This is a genomic window from Streptomyces cyslabdanicus (assembly GCF_052663305.1).
Genome location: NZ_JBQRUW010000032.1, coordinates 17,469 through 34,237, shown reverse-complemented (window position 1 = coordinate 34,237; position 16,769 = coordinate 17,469). Strand labels below are relative to the sequence as shown.

General features: G+C 71.0%; 15 protein-coding genes, 1 tRNA gene and 1 pseudogene. 9 read left to right on the top strand and 8 right to left on the bottom strand.

The window, feature by feature from the left end; genetic code table 11:
* Positions 1-59: 59 nt before the first annotated feature.
* The gene (locus tag ACTYVM_RS19655) at positions 60-1,589 is read right to left on the bottom strand and encodes an MFS transporter (RefSeq protein ID WP_445527151.1); all 1,530 of its coding nucleotides are present in this window, start codon (positions 1,587-1,589) and stop codon (positions 60-62) included.
* 62 nt (positions 1,590-1,651) lie between these two features.
* Between ACTYVM_RS19655 and ACTYVM_RS19650 the strand changes: the two genes are divergently transcribed.
* Positions 1,652-2,686 carry a helix-turn-helix transcriptional regulator gene (locus tag ACTYVM_RS19650; RefSeq protein ID WP_445527150.1) on the top strand — a complete coding sequence of 345 codons (1,035 nt, stop codon included), beginning with the start codon at positions 1,652-1,654 and terminating at the stop codon, positions 2,684-2,686.
* 270 nt (positions 2,687-2,956) lie between these two features.
* Here the strand turns inward: ACTYVM_RS19650 and ACTYVM_RS19645 are convergent, their stop codons facing one another.
* Entirely contained in the window at positions 2,957-3,955 is a 999-nt protein-coding gene (locus ACTYVM_RS19645; protein WP_445527149.1) for a sigma-70 family RNA polymerase sigma factor, read from the bottom strand.
* A 437-nt stretch (positions 3,956-4,392) separates the two neighbouring features.
* The gene (locus tag ACTYVM_RS19640) at positions 4,393-5,184 is read right to left on the bottom strand and encodes a dioxygenase family protein (protein WP_445527148.1); all 792 of its coding nucleotides are present in this window, start codon (positions 5,182-5,184) and stop codon (positions 4,393-4,395) included.
* A gap of 105 nt (positions 5,185-5,289) precedes the next feature.
* On the opposite strand from ACTYVM_RS19640, the gene ACTYVM_RS19635 reads away from it, so the two are divergent.
* Positions 5,290-5,823, top strand: a complete 534-nt coding sequence (locus tag ACTYVM_RS19635) for a MarR family winged helix-turn-helix transcriptional regulator (protein ID WP_445527147.1) — start codon at positions 5,290-5,292, stop codon at positions 5,821-5,823.
* Positions 5,824-5,886: 63 nt separating this feature from the next.
* Here the strand turns inward: ACTYVM_RS19635 and ACTYVM_RS19630 are convergent, their stop codons facing one another.
* Both ACTYVM_RS19630 and ACTYVM_RS19625 read right to left on the bottom strand, forming a co-directional pair.
* Entirely contained in the window at positions 5,887-7,434 is a 1,548-nt protein-coding gene (locus ACTYVM_RS19630; protein ID WP_445527146.1) for an MFS transporter, read from the bottom strand.
* 259 nt (positions 7,435-7,693) lie between these two features.
* Positions 7,694-8,347 carry a TetR/AcrR family transcriptional regulator gene (locus ACTYVM_RS19625; protein ID WP_400032404.1) on the bottom strand — a complete coding sequence of 218 codons (654 nt, stop codon included), beginning with the start codon at positions 8,345-8,347 and terminating at the stop codon, positions 7,694-7,696.
* 387 nt (positions 8,348-8,734) lie between these two features.
* On the opposite strand from ACTYVM_RS19625, the gene ACTYVM_RS19620 reads away from it, so the two are divergent.
* From ACTYVM_RS19620 to ACTYVM_RS19610, 3 genes are all read left to right on the top strand, one after another.
* Positions 8,735-10,030: a M6 family metalloprotease domain-containing protein gene (locus ACTYVM_RS19620; RefSeq protein ID WP_445527145.1), complete on the top strand. Its 1,296-nt coding sequence runs from the start codon at positions 8,735-8,737 to the stop codon at positions 10,028-10,030.
* Positions 10,031-10,106: 76 nt separating this feature from the next.
* Entirely contained in the window at positions 10,107-11,732 is a 1,626-nt protein-coding gene (locus ACTYVM_RS19615) for an IclR family transcriptional regulator domain-containing protein (RefSeq protein ID WP_445527144.1), read from the top strand.
* 56 nt (positions 11,733-11,788) lie between these two features.
* Positions 11,789-11,861 (top strand) — tRNA-Arg (locus ACTYVM_RS19610).
* Positions 11,862-11,942: 81 nt separating this feature from the next.
* On the opposite strand, the pseudogene ACTYVM_RS19605 reads toward ACTYVM_RS19610, so the two are convergent.
* A pseudogene (locus ACTYVM_RS19605) lies at positions 11,943-12,701 on the bottom strand (tyrosine-type recombinase/integrase); the annotation flags it as partial.
* A gap of 29 nt (positions 12,702-12,730) precedes the next feature.
* On the opposite strand from ACTYVM_RS19605, the gene ACTYVM_RS19600 reads away from it, so the two are divergent.
* A complete protein-coding gene (locus ACTYVM_RS19600; protein ID WP_445527142.1) occupies positions 12,731-12,991 on the top strand; it encodes a hypothetical protein in 261 nt (86 codons plus the stop codon).
* A 443-nt stretch (positions 12,992-13,434) separates the two neighbouring features.
* Positions 13,435-13,611 carry a hypothetical protein gene (locus ACTYVM_RS19595; protein WP_445527141.1) on the top strand — a complete coding sequence of 59 codons (177 nt, stop codon included), beginning with the start codon at positions 13,435-13,437 and terminating at the stop codon, positions 13,609-13,611.
* Positions 13,612-13,751: 140 nt separating this feature from the next.
* Here ACTYVM_RS19595 and ACTYVM_RS19590 read toward each other — a convergent pair whose 3' ends face one another.
* Positions 13,752-14,252, bottom strand: coding sequence for a DUF5994 family protein (locus tag ACTYVM_RS19590; RefSeq protein WP_445527140.1), 501 nt, complete (start codon positions 14,250-14,252; stop codon positions 13,752-13,754).
* Positions 14,249-14,644 carry a hypothetical protein gene (locus ACTYVM_RS19585; RefSeq protein ID WP_445527139.1) on the bottom strand — a complete coding sequence of 132 codons (396 nt, stop codon included), beginning with the start codon at positions 14,642-14,644 and terminating at the stop codon, positions 14,249-14,251. The genes ACTYVM_RS19590 and ACTYVM_RS19585 overlap by 4 nt, the downstream gene beginning before the upstream one ends.
* Positions 14,645-15,024: 380 nt before the next feature.
* On the opposite strand from ACTYVM_RS19585, the gene ACTYVM_RS19580 reads away from it, so the two are divergent.
* Positions 15,025-15,999: an STAS domain-containing protein gene (locus tag ACTYVM_RS19580; RefSeq protein WP_445527138.1), complete on the top strand. Its 975-nt coding sequence runs from the start codon at positions 15,025-15,027 to the stop codon at positions 15,997-15,999.
* 229 nt (positions 16,000-16,228) lie between these two features.
* Positions 16,229-16,741, top strand: a complete 513-nt coding sequence (locus ACTYVM_RS19575) for a DUF5994 family protein (protein ID WP_445527137.1) — start codon at positions 16,229-16,231, stop codon at positions 16,739-16,741.
* Positions 16,742-16,769: the final 28 nt, after the last annotated feature.

Genomic DNA, 16,769 nt, shown 5'->3' with positions numbered 1-16,769 from the left:
ACGGACTTCCGGTCCAATTGGGTCCAGGTCCAGGTGCGGCTAGGGGGTCCGGGTACGAGTCAGCCCACCAGTTCGCCCGCCCGCTCCGGCGCCGCCGCCACGGCCCGATCCCCGGCCTCCTCGGCGCCGTCCGCCGGCCGGCCCGGCCGCTTGGGCAGGGCCGACATCAGGACGAAGATGACGCCCAGCACCGCCGCCACCCACACCAGCGCGTGCTGGAAGCCGTTGACGAAGGCCGGACCCACCTCGGCCGGGGTCAGACGGTCGCCGATGACCCCGAAGAACACCACCGACACCAGGCCGAGTCCCAGCGCGTTGCCCATCTGCTGCACGGTGTTGATCAGTCCGGACGCCGAACCCGCGTGCTCACGCGGGACCTCGGAGAGCACCGCGTCGGTCAGCGGCGCCACGATCAGGCCCATGCCCAGGCCCATCACGACCAGCGGGAGCGCCATCTGCCAGGGGGCGATGCGCAGGCCGTACCGCTCGGACTCCCCGATGTACAGCAGAACACCGGCCGCCATCACCAGGGCGCCCGTCTGGAGCACCTTGCGGCCGAAGCGCGGGACCAGCTTCTGCACGGACATCCCGGCCGCGACGGACACGGCGATCGAGAACGGGACGCCCGTCAGTCCCGCACGCAGCGGGCTCCAGCCCAGGCCTACCTGCATGTACAACGTCCAGACCAGGAAGAACACGCCCAGCGCGACTCCGAAGACGGTCTGCACCGCGATGCCCGCCGCGAAGCTCTTCACCCGGAACAACGACAGCTCGACGAGCGGCGAGCCGTCCCGCGCCGCCTTGCTCCGCTCGTACGCCACCAGCGCCGCGAAGACCACGAGCGCGCCCACCATCGAGACGTACCCCCACAGCGGCCAGCCCAGCTCGCGGCCCCGCGTCAGCGGGTAGAGCAGCATCAGCAGCCCCAGGGTGACCAGGGCGACCCCGACGAGGTCGAGCTTCAGGGCCCGAGGGGCCTTGGACTCGCTGATGAAACGGTTGCCGAGGACGAGGGCCAGGGCACCGACGGGCAGGTTGATCAGGAAGATCGGCCGCCATTCCAGACCGAACAGGTTCCACTCGGTCAGCAGCGCGCCGAGCAGCGGGCCGGAGACCGCGCCCAGGCCGACGATCGCACCGAACAGGCCGAAGACCTTGCCGCGTTCGTGCGCCGGGAAGGTGGCGTGCACGATCGACAGCACCTGCGGGACCATCATCGCGGCCATGACGCCTTGCAGAATGCGGGCGGCGACCAGCATCTCGGGGTTCGCGGCGAAGCCGCACAGCGCGGAGGCGACGGTGAAGCCGCCGATGCCGAGGAGGAACAGCCGCTTGCGGCCGTGGATGTCGCCGAGCCGGCCGCCGGTGATCAGACCGGCCGCGAAGGCGAGCGCGTATCCGGCGGTGATCCACTGGATCTGGCTGAAGGACGCGCCGGCGTCCTGCTGGATGGACGGAATCGCGATGTTGACGATCGTGACGTCCACGAGGTCCATGAAGGCCGCGGTCATCACGATCGCCAGTGCGAACCAACGACGGCGGTCGGCGGTCCGGACCGTGCCGTCGGCGGGGGTTTCGGTGGAGGACATGACGGCAACCTAGGCAGGCATTAGGCCAGATCATGTCCTACTTATGCGGCATGCTCGGATGTATGACGACGGACACACCGGCCCGGCTCCTCCAGCTCCTCTCCCTCCTCCAGACGCCCCGGGAGTGGCCCGGCGGTGAACTCGCCGAACGGCTCGGGGTGTCCCGGCGCACCGTCCGGCGGGACATCGACCGGCTGCGCGAGCTGGGCTATCCGGTGCAGGCGACCAAGGGGTCGGACGGCGGCTACCGGCTGGTCGCCGGGAAGGCCATGCCTCCCCTCGTACTCGACGACGAGGAGGCCGTGGCGATCGCGGTCGGGCTGCGCGCCGGGGCCGGGCACGCGATCGAGGGCGTGGACGAGGCGTCGGTACGGGCGCTGGCGAAGCTGGAGCAGGTGCTGCCGGCCCGGCTGCGGCACCGCGTCTCCACACTTCAGGCCGCGACGACGCCGCTGACCGGCACAGACGCGGCGAGCGTCGCGCCGGAGACGCTCACAGTCATGGCCTCCGCGGTGGCGGGGCACGAGCGGCTGCGGTTCGCCTACCGGGCCGGCGACGGGGCCGCGTCGCGTCGGCTGACCGAGCCGTACCGGCTCGTGTCGACCGGTCGGCGCTGGTACCTCGTGGCGTACGACCTGGACCGAGCGGACTGGCGGACGTTCCGCGTGGACCGGGTGAGCGAGGCCCTCGCCACCGGTGCGCGGTTCGCTCCGCGGGAGTTGCCGACCGGAAGCGCGGCCGAGTACCTCCGGCAGTCGATGTACCGCCGGCAGGAGACCTACACGTTCACGGTGACCTTCGCCGAACCGGCCGAGGTGGTCGCGGCGCGGCTGCCCTCGTGGCTCGGCGCACCGGAGCCGCTCGACGCGGGCGGCTGCCGGCTGCGGGCCGCGGTCGGCGACAAGGTGGAGTGGCTCGCGGTGCGGCTGGCGATGCTGGACTGCGAGTTCACGGTGCTGGAACCCGAGGAACTCGTGCGGTGCGTACGGCGGTTGGGGGCACGGTTGACGCGGGCCGGCGGGGCCGACGGAGGCGGCGGGGAGTGGCCGGAGGGCGGATCGGCGGTCGTGACCGGCCTCCCGGGGGAGGTTCCGTAGGTGGAGCCGGGTTCCGGCACCCCGGGGGGAGGGGCGCCGGAACCCGGCTCTGGGGAAGTCCCGGCGCCGGGGGGGAGTGCGTCGGGACGTGGCTCTGGAATGTGGAGCCCGTCCGGGAGGGGCCCGTCCGGGATCCGAACTCCTGGACCCTGAAGGGTTGTTCCCGTGCCCCCGCCGCTTGAAGCGGCGGTACACGGCCATGTTTGCGCGGCCATTCGCCACCCGGCGTACGCGGTCGCCCGATACACCGACAGGCTTACGCGCCCGGTCTCACGCCGCGGCGTCGAAGCCGGTGTCGCGGGCCAGTTTCTTCAGCTCGAGCAGCGCGTGCTTCTCGATCTGGCGGATGCGTTCACGCGTCAGCCCGTGCTCCTTGCCGACCTCGGTGAGCGTACGCTCGCGGCCGTCCTCTATGCCGTACCGCATCTTGATGATGGAGGCCGTGCGCTGGTCGAGGCGGCCGATGAGGTCGTCGAGTTCCTCACTGCGGAGCAGCGTCATGACCGACTGCTCGGGCGAGACCGCGGAAGTGTCCTCCAGCAGGTCCCCGAACTGGGTCTCGCCCTCGTCGTCCACCGACATGTTCAGCGAGACCGGGTCACGGGCCCAGTCGAGGACGTCCGAGACGCGCTCGGGCGTCGAGCCGAGGTCCTCGGCGATCTCCGCGGGCTCCGGGTCACGGCCGTGCTCCCGGTTGAACTCACGCTGGACGCGGCGGATGCGGCCCAGCTCCTCCACGAGGTGGACGGGCAGACGGATCGTGCGCGACTGGTCGGCTATCGAGCGCGTGATCGCCTGGCGGATCCACCAGGTGGCGTACGTCGAGAACTTGAAGCCCTTGCGGTAGTCGAACTTCTCCACCGCGCGCACCAGGCCGGCGTTGCCCTCCTGGATCAGGTCCAGCAGGGGCAGGCCGCTGCGCGGGTACCGCCGGGCGACTGCCACGACCAGGCGCAGGTTGGAACGGATGAAGACGTCCTTGGCCCGCTCCCCCTGGTCGACCAGGGCCTGGAGCTCCTCGTCGGTGACCTCCGTCTTCGTCTCCTCGTGCCCGTCGAGAATCTGCCGCGCGAACACACCCGCTTCGATGATCTGGGACAGCTCGACCTCCTTGGCGGCGTCGAGCAGCGGTGTACGCGCTATCTCGTCGAGATACATGCCGACCAGGTCGCGATCGGCGATCTCGCCGGCATGGGCGCGAACACTGCTTGCCGCGTCGGCCGTCTCGCCGGAGGCGGACTTACGACGGGCGACGGCACGGGTTGCCATGCGTGCTCCCTTGCGAATGGGGGTGAGCGGGTGGTCCTTCAGATGCTTGGCACCTGCTGGGGAACTCTCCTCGGGTGCCCGGCATCCGATGGAAACAACGACTGGAATCCGGACAGAATTCCCAACCCGCCTCTCCAATTTTCTGATCATGCAGTACCCTGTCTCGCCGCAGTCGCCGAACGTCGCCGTCGACGGTCGCGGAACCGCAGGTCAGGGTGGCGCCGAGGGCTTCCCGGATCTCTCACGGACCCCGCCGGTCGCCCCGGACGCGAGACTCCGCTCACACCGATGGCGCCACTTCGGGAAGAGCGTCCCCTTCGACCGCCTTCCACCCTGATGGACGAATCGCGCCGCTGGAAAGTTGCCGCGCGCCCGGACTCTCGCGAAAATCCAAGACTCTCCACACCCTCGTCTTACGCGGCGGGGGCGCACATGCCTCAGCCGAACTGCACCGAGCGCTTGGCCAGGCCCATCCAGAAGCCGTCGATCACGGACCTCTGCGCGCCCAGCTCACCACCGGCCTCCGCCGCGCCCATGGTCACGAACAGCGGGGCGAAGTGCTCGGTGCGCGGGTGGGCGTACCGGCCGGCCGGGGCCTTGTCGAGGAAGTCCAGCAGGGCGTCCCAGTCGCGGGTCTCCAGGGCACGCCTGCCCCAGTCGTCGAACTCCGCGGACCAGCTCGGGACCCCGCCCCCGGTGTGCCGCAGGGCGGCCAGGTTGTGGGTGAAGAAGCCGGAGCCGACGATCAGCACACCCTCGTCGCGCAACGGTGCCAGCCGGCGGCCGATGTCCATGAGCCTGACCGGGTCGAGGGTCGGCATGGAGACCTGGAGCACGGGGATGTCGGCCGCGGGGAACATCTCGACGAGCGGGACGTAGGCGCCGTGGTCGAGGCCGCGGTCCGGCACGTCCTGCACGGGCATTCCGGGCGCGCGCAGCAACTTCCGTACGCTCTCGGCGAGTTCGGGTGCACCGGGGGCCTCGTACCGCACCCGGTAGTAGTGCTCGGGGAAGCCCCAGAAGTCGTAGACCAGGGGAACCGTCTCGACGGCACCGAGGGCCAGCGGGGCTTCCTCCCAGTGGGCGGAGACGACGAGGATCGCCTTGGGGCGGGGCAGCTCGGCGGACCAGGTCGCGAGCTGACCGGGCCAGACCGGGTCGTCCGCGAGCGGCGGGGCGCCGTGGCTGAGATAGAGGGCGGGCATGCGCTCCCGGGCGGCGGCGGACATGGCGGCGACTCCCTGCGAGGTAGAGAATGCTTGAAACCTAAAGCTCCCTACCGAGATTACGCCGGGTTTGTTTAAGTTTCAAGAAGCAGCTCGTACAGTGGACGTATGAACACGCCACCCGCTTCCGCGCCCGAGCCCGCCCCCGCCGAGGCCGACGGTCACCGCTGGCTCACCGCCGAGGAGCAGCGCGTCTGGCGTTCCTACCTGCACGCCACCACCCTGCTCGAGGACCACCTCGACCGTCAGCTCCAGCGCGACGCGGGCATGCCACACATCTACTACGGCCTCCTCGTCAAGCTCGCCGAGGCCTCACAGCACCGGCTGCGGATGACCGAGCTGGCCATGGACGCCAAGATCACCCGTTCCCGGCTCTCCCACGCGATCGCCCGCCTGGAGAGGAGCGGCTGGGTGCGCCGCGAGGACTGCCCCTCCGACAAGCGCGGCCAGTTCGCGGTCCTGACCGATCAGGGCCTTCAGGTGCTGCGCCGCACCGCGCCGGGCCATGTGACCGCCGTACGCCAGGCGCTCTTCGAGCGGCTCAGCCCGGCACAGCAGAAGTCCCTCGGCGAGATCATGCAGATCATCGCCGAGGGACTCCAGCCGAACGAAGCGGGTGCGGACCTTCCCTGGCTCCGCTGAGCAGCGGAGCTGAGGTACAGGGCCGAGGTACTGGGCCGAGCGACGGGCCGCCCGGTGGGCGTGTCAGTGGGCGATGACCGGCACCGCCGTCTCGTCGTTCGCGCCCGCACCGGCCCCGGACCCGGTCACCTTGGTACCGCCCGGACGGCCCGCGTCGACGAGGGTCAGGGCGATCACGGCGGCCACGACCAGGATGCCGACGGCGAACCAGACGGCGCTGGTGTAGCCGTGCACCATGCCCTGCAACTGCACCAGCTGCTGCTGGGGCCTGGTGGCGGCACCCGCGAGGTGGTCCTTGATGTACGAGGTCGTGGCCGAGGCCGCGATCGTGTTCAGCAGGGCCGTGCCGATGGCGCCCCCCACCTGCTGCGAGGTGTTGACCATCGCGGAGGCGACCCCCGCGTCCCGCGGCTGGACACCCTGCGTGGCCAGGGACATGGCCGGCATGAACGCCGTACCCATGCCGAGGCCCAGCAGCAGCATCGCGGGCAGCAGCAGGGCGGCGTAGGAGGAGCCGAGGTCCAGCTGGGTCAGCAGCAGCATGCCGGTGGCGGCGACCAGGAAGCCGGGGCCCATCAGCAGCCGCGCCGGCACCCGGGTCATCAGGCGGGCGCCGATCTGGGTGGACCCGGTGATCATGCCCGCGACCATCGGGAGGAAGGCGAAGCCGGTCCGCACCGGCGTGTACCCCCGCACGACCTGGAGGTAGTACGTCAGGAAGAGGAACAGGCCGAACATCCCGATGACCGCCAGGCCCAGCGACAGGTAGATCCCGCCGCGGTTGCGGTCGGTGACCACGCGCAGCGGCAGCAGCGGGGCCTTCACCCGCGACTCGACCAGCGCGAAGGCCACCAGCAGGACGGCGGACGCGACGAACATCGAGACGGTCAGGGTGTCGCTCCAGCCCTCGGACTCGGCGCGGGTGAAGCCGTACACCAGGGCGACCAGGCCGAGGGTGGACAGCACCACGCCCGGGACGTCGAGCGAGGAGCGGTTGCGGCCGCCGGACGGCTCACGGACCACGAAGTAGGCGCCGGCCGCGGCGACGACGGCGAACGGGATGTTCACGAAGAACGTCCAGCGCCAGTCCAGGTACTCAGTGAGGAAGCCGCCCAGGATCAGGCCGACGGCGCCACCGCCACCGGCGATCGCGCCGTAGATGCCGAAGGCCTTGGCCCGCTCCTTGGCGTCGGTGAACGTCACCGCGAGCAGGGAGAGCGCGGCGGGCGCGAGCAGCGCGCCGAAGACGCCCTGGAGCGCGCGGGCGCCGAACATCATCGCGCCGGTCGTGGCCGCGCCGCCGAGCGCGGAGGCCGCCGCGAAGCCGGTCAGACCGGTCACGAAGGCCCGCTTGCGGCCCCACAGGTCGGCGATCCGGCCGCCGAAGAGCAGCAGTCCACCGAAGGCGAGGGCGTAGGCCGTGACGACCCACTGCCGGTTGCCGTCGGAGATGCCCAGGTCGCGCTGGGCGGAGGGCAGGGCGATGTTCACGATGGTCGCGTCCAGCACGACCATCAGCTGGGCGAGCGCGATGAAGACGAGCGCCCTCCAGCGGCCCGGATCGCCGGACTTCTCCAGAACGCCGGGAGCCTTTGCGGCTGTTTGAGACATGGGGGTACCCACTTCGGGACTTTGTGACGGAAAGAGACCGTGACGGAAAAAGACAGCGAAGAGCTGAACGGGACGAGAAAAGACGGAAAAATTGCCGTCGGAGGGACGCGGCCGACCTTCACGGCGGGCCCGGGACTCGGTTTCGGATGATGGTTTCGGTGGGCGGGCGGTGATCGTCCGGGCTACCGGTACCGGCACTGGTACTGGCACCGGCACCGGTGAAGACCGGAGTACGGTCCCGGGCGATCACTCCAGGCGGTCAGGCCCGGCGGAGGTCCTCCAGGGTCGCGGCCGCACCCGGCAGGGCGGAGCGGGCCGGGGCCCGCAGGCCGTCCAGGAACAGTTGCAGATGACGGTGCACGAAGCGGTCGGCGCTGCCGCAGCCGGTGCCGGCCGGTGGCCGCGAGAGCTGGGCCACCGCGACCGTCACATCGCCGACTCCCACGTCGGGGCGCAGTTGCCCGGCCTCCTTGGCGCGGTCCATGACCTCCTCGATCAGGTGCTCGATCCTTTCGCGGGCGGCTTCCAGATCGGGGTGGTGCTGGTCGAAGGTGCTGGAGACCATCGGGCACAGCGCGCTGATCCGCTCGTCGGCGGCGGCGTGCACGAAGTGCTCCAGGGCGTCGAACGCGTCACCCGTCTCGGCGAGCGCCTGCTCGGCCGCCCGCGCCGTACGGTCCATGACCGAGCAGACGACTTCGCGCACGAGGGCGTCACGGTCCGGGAAGTTGCGGTACAGCGTGGCGTTGCCGACGCCGGCCCGGCGGGCGATCTCGTCGAGCGGCACCTCGGGGCCGTGCTCGACGAACATCTCGCGGGCGGCGGTGACGATCCGCTCCCGGTTGCGCAGTGCGTCGGCGCGAGGCCGGGTCGCCTTGCGCTGCACGAGGTTCGCGGTCGTCGCGGCCTGCACGGCGTACTCCTCAAGTCGGTGGGTCGGTGGAAGTCGGTGGGTCGGTTCAGGTCGGCGGGACAGTCGACCGGTGAGCGCCGGTCAGTCGGCCGGTCGCAGTCGGCGGGCGATGAGTCGGGCGGGGCGATCCGGGGAGCGAGTCCCCGTTTCGCTCGGACACATGACCAAACGGGGAAGGGGTCCCCGGTTATTTCCCGGCCGCCGCGCGTTTTCCCGTGACCTGGGTCACATCCACCTGGACGCACGCATTCCCACGACCGGGCGACCCCCCGGGCGGCCCGTCCCACGACCGGACCGCTCCAGCGCGCGCCGAACGCCCCCTCGACACAGGGTGATCGCAAGGGTGCAGCCGGAAACCGGTGGCTGCCCGGCGCGAAAGGTGAACGCATGCAGGTGCAGCCGCCCCGCCGCCGTTCAGGCCCGATACCCAAGCGCCGTGCGGTCGCCATGGCCTCCGTCACGGCGCTGATCCTCGCCGTCGGCACCTCGGCGGGAACCGGGCCTCTCACGGCGGGCGACGCGGCGACCGACCCCGAGGCGTCCGTGCTGGCCCGCTCCCCCGCCCTGACCCCCTGCATGATCAGCGGAGCCTCCTCGGTACAGATGTCGGAGGGCGTTCCCACCACCGGCGGCTACGCCCGCTCCCTCGGCACCGTCCACGCCCTGACCCTGATGGTCGACTTCTCCGACGCGCCCGGCGAGGACAGCGCGCTCGACCGCTTCCACGAGTTCTTCCCGCAGACCCAGGAGTGGTTCCGCACCGCCTCCTACGGCCGCCTCGACTATCGCGCGGAGACCCCGATAACCCGGTGGCTGCGGATGCCGAAACCGTTCAAGGACTACGGCCTGGAGCGCGGCGCCCCGTTCGACCCCGGCTACCGCCGGCTGATCAAGGACATAGTCGCGGCCGCCGGCCCCACGGTGAACTTCCGGGACTACGACCTGATCAACATACTCATGACCCCGAACGCGGGCCCCTCCGCCCTGGACACGGTCCTGTCGGTCACCTTCGCCGGCAACTCGGACGCGCCCGTCGCCAACGGGGTCGCCATAGCCAACGTCTCCTTCATCTACTCCCGCCAGGACGACGGCTCCGGCTCCTACCAGCGCACCGGCTTCCGCGTCCTGCCCCACGAGAACGGCCACGTCTTCGGCCTGCCCGACCTCTACACCCAGGAAGGCGGGGAGTCGGTCGGCCACTGGGACATCATGAGCGAGGACTGGGGCGCCAACAACGACCTGCTCGGCTGGCACAAGTGGAAGCTGGGCTGGCTGGACGCCTCCCAGGTGAGCTGCGCGGCCAAGAAGGGCTCCACCGAGTACACCCTCACCCCGCTGGGCCGCCCGGGCGGCCGCAAACTGGTCTTCGTCCCCCTCGACGGACACACCGGCTACGCCCTCGAACTGCGCACCCAGGCGGGCAACGACGAGGCGGTGTGCCGGCCGGGCATCCTGGTCTACAAGGTCGACGCCGAAGTCGACACCGGGCAGGGCCCGATCAAGGTCCACGACTCCCACCCCCACTCCGGCGGCTGCACCCGCAGCCCCAACGTCGAGGCGGAACTCTCCGACGCGCCCTTCACACCGGGCGAGTCCTTCAAGGATCCCAAGGTGCACCTCCGCGTCGACGTGGTCTCGGCCGACCGCGCGGGGAACTACCGGGTGCGCATCACCCGGCAGTGACGCGCGGACCCCGCGAACCCGCGAACGGACTACCGTAGGCCTGCTGCGACCGCCGCCGTACCGGAGAACCGAACCGATGCCCGCGAACACCACGACGGATCCGGAGGCCCACGAGGCCGCCGGCACCGACGCCCCCACCGGGCACTCCAGCGCCACGGCAAGCACGCTCCCGGCCGTACCCGCCGAGGCGGTCGCCCCCCTGATGCGGGGCGTAGCGGTGCTGCGGCAGCTGACGCGGGCCGGGGGCGCGCTGAGCCCCAGCGCCCTGGAGCGCGCCACGGGCCTCGCCCGCTCGACGGTGGACCGCATCACGGCGACGCTCGCCCGGATGGGATACGTACGCCTCGACGGCCGCGCTGTCGTCCTCACCCCCCGCCTGATGGAACTGGGCAACGCCTACCTGGCCGCCCTGCGTCTGCCGGCCCTGCTCGGCGCACGCGCCGACACGCTCGCCGACGCACTGGACGAGTCGGTGTCCCTGGCGGTCGGCGACCGCGACGGCATCCGCTTCATCCACCAGACGACCCGGCGCCGCGCGATGTCCCTGAGCTTCCGCATCGGCGACCTGCTCCCGGCCGAACGCACGGCGCCGGGGGCGCTGTTCGCCACGGAGTGGACGGACGAGGACTGGCGCCGCTGGCACGAGCGCCGCTCGGCCGACCCGGAGGACCGCGACTTCCCGGCGGTGCCGCCGCGTTCCCCGGGACCGGACGGCTTCGAGGAGCGAACCGCTCAAGCCGCCCGGGAGAACTGGTCGTTGGACGACCAGCTGATCGAACCGGGCCTCGTCGCGGTCTCCGTCCCGGTACGGGACCCCGCCGACGGCCGGATCGCCTGCGTGGCGAGCGTGGTGAGCCACACCAGCCGCCACTCGGCGCGTGACCTGTGCACGACGCTGCTGCCCCGCCTGCGGGAGACGGTCGCGGCCATGGAACGGGACCTGCGCGAGGCCCCGCCCCCGGCGCCCGCGCCGCCGCCGTCCGGTCTGGCGGCCTGGACGGCCACCTCGAAACAGGAACTGGGCCGCGACTTCGTCGAATCCCTGGCCCGCGGACTGACGGTCCTGACGGCCTTCGACGAGGGCCGGACCGCCCTGACCCTGGCGGAGGTGGCCAAGGCCACGGGCCTGGCCAGGGCGACGGCCCGCAGAGCGCTGATCACCTACGAGCACCTGGGCCTGGTGAGCCACTCCCCTGACACCCGCACGTTCACCCTCACCCCCCGGGTCCTTTCCCTGGGCTTCCCGCCCCTCTCCCGCGCCGCCCTGTCCGGGATCGCCCAGCCGCATCTGGAGAACCTGGCGGCCCACGTGCACGAGACGACCTCGCTCGCCGTGCTGACACCCTCCGGCGAGGAGATCCAGTACACGGCCCGCGCCACCACGAGCCGCATCATGAGCGTCGACATCACGGTCGGCGCCCGCCTCCCGGCCCGCGCGACGTCCCTGGGCCGAGCCCTCCTGGCAGGCCACGGCTACGCCCTGGTCGACGAGGAACTCGAACAGGGCGTGCGCTCGATCGCCGTCCCCATCCGCGACCGCGCGGGCAGAGCGGTCGCCGCGACGAACATCGCCCTGCACGCGGCCCGCCACACCCACGAGGAGTGCGTCGAGGACCTCCTCCCCGCCCTCCTCCGCACCGCCCACCTCATAGAGGAGGACCTCCATATGGCTTCCCGCTTCACCCGTGTCGCCCTGACCTGACTCCCCACCGCCCAGATCCGGTACGCTGACGCCTGTGGCCGACACGACCACGATCCGCCTTCGTAGCTCAGGGGATAGAGCACCGCTCTCCTAAAGCGGGTGTCGCAGGTTCGAATCCTGCCGGGGGCACAGAGAAAAGGGCCAGCTCAGGAGAGATTTCCTCCCAGGCTGGCCCTTCGGCGTTTCAGGGGTCGTGCCACAGGCGTGCCACTACGGGCCCGCAGGGTCCTTCTCGGAGGGGTCGGAGGCCGCTCCCCCGCCGCCCCGGATCATGGCCCCGAGACGGTCCGCGATAGCTCGGTCCCGGTCGCTGGTCATGTGCTGGTAGATGAGCGCGGCCCGGGAGCTGCTGTGTCCCATCCGCGTCATCAGCTCCCGCGTGCTGGCCCCGGCCGTGGAGGCCAGCGTGTTGCCCGTGTGCCGAAGATCGTGGAAGTGCAGCTCGGCCGTGACGCCCGCAGCCTTCCGGGCCTTGACCCAGTCGTCCCGGAAGTTGCTCCGCCGCAACTGCCCACCCTGCGGCCCGACGACGACGTGCCCATCGCGGCCGGGAGCGGCGAAGTGCTCCAGGTGGTGCGTGACCGCGTCGAGCAGTTCGGCCGGGAAGGAGACGGAGCGCACCCCGGCCGCGGACTTGGGTGCCTTGTCGAAGAGCCTGCCGTCCTGCAGCTCGGCCTGAGCCCGGCGCACGGTGACGGTCACCCCCTCCAGGTCGATGCCCCGACGCCGCAGGGCCGCCAGCTCACCGAACCGCAACGTGGTGAAGGCCGCCAGCAGCACGAGCAGCCTGTAGCACGACGCGATGGAGTCGGCGGCGGCCAAGACCTGCGCCACCGTGAGGACCGGTCGCTCGGGCCCGTCGTAGCGGTCGGCGCCCTTGATGCGGCACGGGTTGCGCCGGATCAGCTCGTCGTCCACGGCCGTGTTCATCAGGGTGCGCAGCAGCTGGTACGCCTTGACCGCCGGCGGACCAGGCAATCCGGCTGCTCGGCGCGGACGTGGCCGCACGCCGGTACGGGCCGCAGAACAACGTGGAGTTCTATGCCGAGTTGCTCGCCCGACACGGTCGGGTCGAGGAACTTCGCGATCTTGCCGACACCCAGAGGTACGCCGCCGTAGGCCCGTACGTGACGGCCCTGGAGAACCTGGGTCGAGCCGGGGAAGCGGAGGCGTACCTGCGCGACCTCATCGCCGCCAAGCATCCGGGCTGGTACGAGAGCGCGCTGATGGGGCTGCTCGTCCGTCAGGGCCAGGTTTGATCACGTGATGCTGGCTGGCACATGGTCGGTGGCGTTGCGCGCGTGAGGGCAGCGGCCAGCGGGCGTGCTGATGTGCCCGGCGAGAGTGGAACGCTTGGCCCCCTTCGGCTCGGCGCGGAGTGGGGGTGGGTGGCAGTCCAGCAGGCCAGGGTGTCACCTGGAGGCGCTGCCGTTGGCCAAAGGCGGGGCAGCCCTTGTCAAGACCATGTGCGGTGGCGCACACCAGCGGCTGACACCAACAAGCACGAACAGCAGCGGTCGGCGCCGGACCTCAGTGACGATCGACCAAGTCTCGGCGACGGGTGGTCGATGTGGGCAGACCCCTGTGATGGACCTGATGAGGATGAGGCCCCAGGTCCAAGGCGCCGTGCCCTCGCGTCCCGATCAGATGGCAGCCGTGGCGTTGTTCACTACAGTGCGGATCACTACCACGAGGGGGAACCATGGCGGACTACGAAACTCATGCGAACAAGGCCCAGGAGATACTGGACGAACTCCACCCCAAGACCTTCCAGCGCTCTGAAGCACTCGCCGTCGCCGCTGCCCAAGTCCAAGCGATCCTCGCACTGGCTGCAGCCATCGACCGCCAGAGCCACAACGACGGAGGCGGGGCCAGGTGAGTGTCTAGCTGCGTGACAACGTCCACGAACCGGGCCACACGCGTGCCACTACGTCCGCTCGGCGCCCTCTCCGGTGGAGTCCGAAGCCTCTCCCCCACCGCCCCGGATCATGGCCCCGAGCCCGGTCGGCGACGGCCCGGTCACGGTTGCTGGTCATGTGCTGACAACCGTGCGCCGCTGTCGCCAAGTTGGTCGCCGGAGGCGTCGCGCCTGCCGAAGCGCGTCATTTCCGTGTGCCCAACCTGCCCGGCGTCCACCGTGGCCGTCTCCATGAGCTGTTCGGCCTCCTCCTCCGTGGCGGTGGGTGGCACGACGAGCAGGTCCCAGCGGCCGTACCCGGGAGCGAGCAGGCAGATGGTGTGTTCGGCTCGCGGCAAGTCCGTCCGGCGCAGGTGCACCCTCTCGTCCTCGATGAGCATCCCGTCCCCGGACAGCGACCACATCGCCCCGTTCACGAGAACGCTGCTGATGTGCCCCCAGCGGTGCGGCAGCCCGGCGAGTAGTCCGGGGAGCTCGGCGGTCAGGTCGTAGGACCTCGGCCACCAGGCCCCGTCGATACGCCGGGCCGAGCCGTCATGGAAGGACTGCTCCCCCAGCCGGAGTCGGGCGGAAGGCGGGTGAAGCGAAAGGGTGGTGGTCATGAGGACTCCTGGGGCGGTAGGGGTGGGGGACTCGCCACGGTCGGGGGTTCGGCGGGCGACGGCCCGCCCGGCGGCCACACGCATGACGCCGTCTCGCCCGGATGTGTCCGGTCGACCGGCGGCCTGCTGGCCTCCAGCCAGGAGCGGAGCGGGCCGGCGCCCCGCTCGGGGTCGAGCGTGAGGTGCAGACGCGTCCCTCTCCCCGACGGGAACGCCGGGTAACTGCGTTGCTCGCCCCCGGCGAACAGCAGCCGGAGAGCGTCCGCGACGTGCCGGGCCGCTTCGGCGTCCGTGGAGACGATGCGGACCTCGACCCTGCCCTCGGCGGGAGGGGTATCCGGAACGTTCACGGTCAGGGATGAGTACGGTGAGTGCAGGGATTCGGTGGTCATCGGGCGGAACCTGTCCCGGGCCGGAAACGGCCCGTGAGGTGTCGCACGGCCCCTACCGAGCCGCGCACCGAGGACGAGACCAGCCCTGTCACCGGTGTACGAAGTACCCTCGACTCTTCCCACGGTACTCCGGCACCCTCGGCGCAGCCGCTTCCGGCCGCAGGCGACGTAGGGTTGACGTACCGAGGGCACCACGCACTCCGGCCGCCGCGCCGGGTCGTCCTCGGCGAGAGACGAACCCCGGGCCGCCCCCAGTGGTCGGCGCGGAGATGGGTCGGCATCATGTCCGCCGCGGTCGAAGCAACTGCACGCAAGCGCATCATGCTTGGGGCCGCGCTGAGCACCCGCGCTGGTCCACGCGTCGGCCGAGGTGAAGCGTGATGGCCTTTTCCCGGCTGGACATCCGTCGGCGGAACCGAGGGGAGCAGACACTCGTCACGCTCGCCGGTGACATCGGACCGGCCACGACGCCGCTGCTGCGGGCCGCATTGGAGCAGTGTCTGCTGGACGGTGTCACCATGATCGACATCGACCTGACCACGGTCGGCTCCTGTGACGCCAGGGGCTTGGACGTCCTCCTGTCGGCGTCACGACGCGCCGGCCGGGTTCACGCCTCCCTGCGGTTGCACCACCCGTGCGCGCAGATCACCCGGCTCCTCGCTGTCACCGGATCCGCTGCGCTGCTCCTTGCGGCTCCCGTGAGCCCCGTGCCCACCGCCGCGCCCGGCGACCTCATGAGTACCGCAACGGGGGCGCCCGAGGACCCGGCTCATCGGCCTGATCAGCCCGTCCTCAAGGACGCGATCCGCCTTCGCCGACTGACCCGCTGGCAGGCCGAAGACATGCGCGAGGACATCGCGGACCTGGCCGCGGAGTCTGTCGCGGGCACCCCCGGCGAGGCGTACCACGACCGTGGAGACTTCCTGCGCCGCTTGGCGGTCACGGCCCACCGCCCCGGCTTCGCGCTGCTGGTCGCCGAGACGACGGTGCTGGTCGGTTGCGCCTTCGGTTTTCCGGTGGGCCCTGACGGCTCCGGCCGGCTGGGGTTCGACGGAACGCTCCAGGAGGCCATCCAGCGGCTCACCTCCCGCGCGCGGTTCGTCGTCCTCACCCAGGTCGTGGCCCATCCGCACGCTCAGCACCGCGATATCGCCCGCCGCCTGCAACAGCGTCTGCTCACAGACCTGCACTCCTCCCTCGGGGTCACCCTGCTGCATCCTGCCGACCAGGCAGGACAAGCCGCCTTCTCGTCCTGGGGCTGGCAGAACATGGGTGAGGTCGTCGGGCTGCCCGGCCCCGTCGCCCCCTGCGTGTTGAGCCTGCCTGTCGAAGGGCAGTCGCCGGCACGCCGATGATGTGACGGAGGGGCGATGAGCCGGCGTTCGTACCTGCCGCGGTGGTCACGCCACCCGTCGTCCGCCGTGCGAACGTATCTCCGCGCGACGGCTGCGCACCGCGCCGCCCGCGACGGCCGGGAGTAACCTGGCAGGTACCGAGAGCTTTCGGGCGCACGACCACGGCGGCGCCGTTCCCGGCGAGTGATAGACACGGGCAGCCGTAAGCCGCCCGGGACGGGATCGCACGATGGACGCCATCACCAAGCCCGCCGAAGGTCCGGCACCAGCTGAGGGACATACCTACCGGATGCCCTTGCCCCGGCTGCGCCTCACGCGGGACGCCAGCCACGGCCCGCTGGACGGAGCGTGGTGGCCGCGTTGCGCCGCACTGGAACTGGAGCTGCCCGCGCTGGTCGGCTCCTTGGATCCGAGCGTCGGCACCGTCATCCACGTCACCGTGGGGACCGCTGCCTGGCCCGATGCCCCGCAGAAGGTGATGGCGCCCGGGCATGTGATCGAGGTGGACCTGACCGACCTCGCCGCCGAGGCGCATGCCATCACCGTGGACTGCGGCACCGTGGGACGCTGGGAACTGCTGGTGATCCCACCGGACGAGCCGGCCGGAACGGCTGCCGGGCTGTTGATCGCTGCCGCCGACCCCGGGAACTCGCTGTCGGCTCCGCGCCTGCTCGCACTCGCCGAGTGCGGCTCCGACGGCCAGGACACATGGGAGTCGGAAGGAGGAGCCGGACTCAGATGAGCAGCCCGATCCGGTCGGGCCCACGTGC

What these genes read in the sequence shown, in the direction of transcription:
- ACTYVM_RS19655 (WP_445527151.1), bottom strand. Translation starts at nt 1,589, where the DNA reads ATGTCCTCCACCGAAACCCCCGCCGACGGCACGGTCCGGACCGCCGAC.
- ACTYVM_RS19650 (WP_445527150.1), top strand. Translation starts at nt 1,652, where the DNA reads ATGACGACGGACACACCGGCCCGGCTCCTCCAGCTCCTCTCCCTCCTC.
- ACTYVM_RS19645 (WP_445527149.1), bottom strand. Translation starts at nt 3,955, where the DNA reads ATGGCAACCCGTGCCGTCGCCCGTCGTAAGTCCGCCTCCGGCGAGACG.
- ACTYVM_RS19640 (WP_445527148.1), bottom strand. Translation starts at nt 5,184, where the DNA reads ATGTCCGCCGCCGCCCGGGAGCGCATGCCCGCCCTCTATCTCAGCCAC.
- ACTYVM_RS19635 (WP_445527147.1), top strand. Translation starts at nt 5,290, where the DNA reads ATGAACACGCCACCCGCTTCCGCGCCCGAGCCCGCCCCCGCCGAGGCC.
- ACTYVM_RS19630 (WP_445527146.1), bottom strand. Translation starts at nt 7,434, where the DNA reads ATGTCTCAAACAGCCGCAAAGGCTCCCGGCGTTCTGGAGAAGTCCGGC.
- ACTYVM_RS19620 (WP_445527145.1), top strand. Translation starts at nt 8,735, where the DNA reads ATGCAGGTGCAGCCGCCCCGCCGCCGTTCAGGCCCGATACCCAAGCGC.
- ACTYVM_RS19615 (WP_445527144.1), top strand. Translation starts at nt 10,107, where the DNA reads ATGCCCGCGAACACCACGACGGATCCGGAGGCCCACGAGGCCGCCGGC.
- ACTYVM_RS19595 (WP_445527141.1), top strand. Translation starts at nt 13,435, where the DNA reads ATGGCGGACTACGAAACTCATGCGAACAAGGCCCAGGAGATACTGGAC.
- ACTYVM_RS19590 (WP_445527140.1), bottom strand. Translation starts at nt 14,252, where the DNA reads ATGACCACCACCCTTTCGCTTCACCCGCCTTCCGCCCGACTCCGGCTG.
- ACTYVM_RS19585 (WP_445527139.1), bottom strand. Translation starts at nt 14,644, where the DNA reads ATGACCACCGAATCCCTGCACTCACCGTACTCATCCCTGACCGTGAAC.
- ACTYVM_RS19580 (WP_445527138.1), top strand. Translation starts at nt 15,025, where the DNA reads ATGGCCTTTTCCCGGCTGGACATCCGTCGGCGGAACCGAGGGGAGCAG.
- ACTYVM_RS19575 (WP_445527137.1), top strand. Translation starts at nt 16,229, where the DNA reads ATGGACGCCATCACCAAGCCCGCCGAAGGTCCGGCACCAGCTGAGGGA.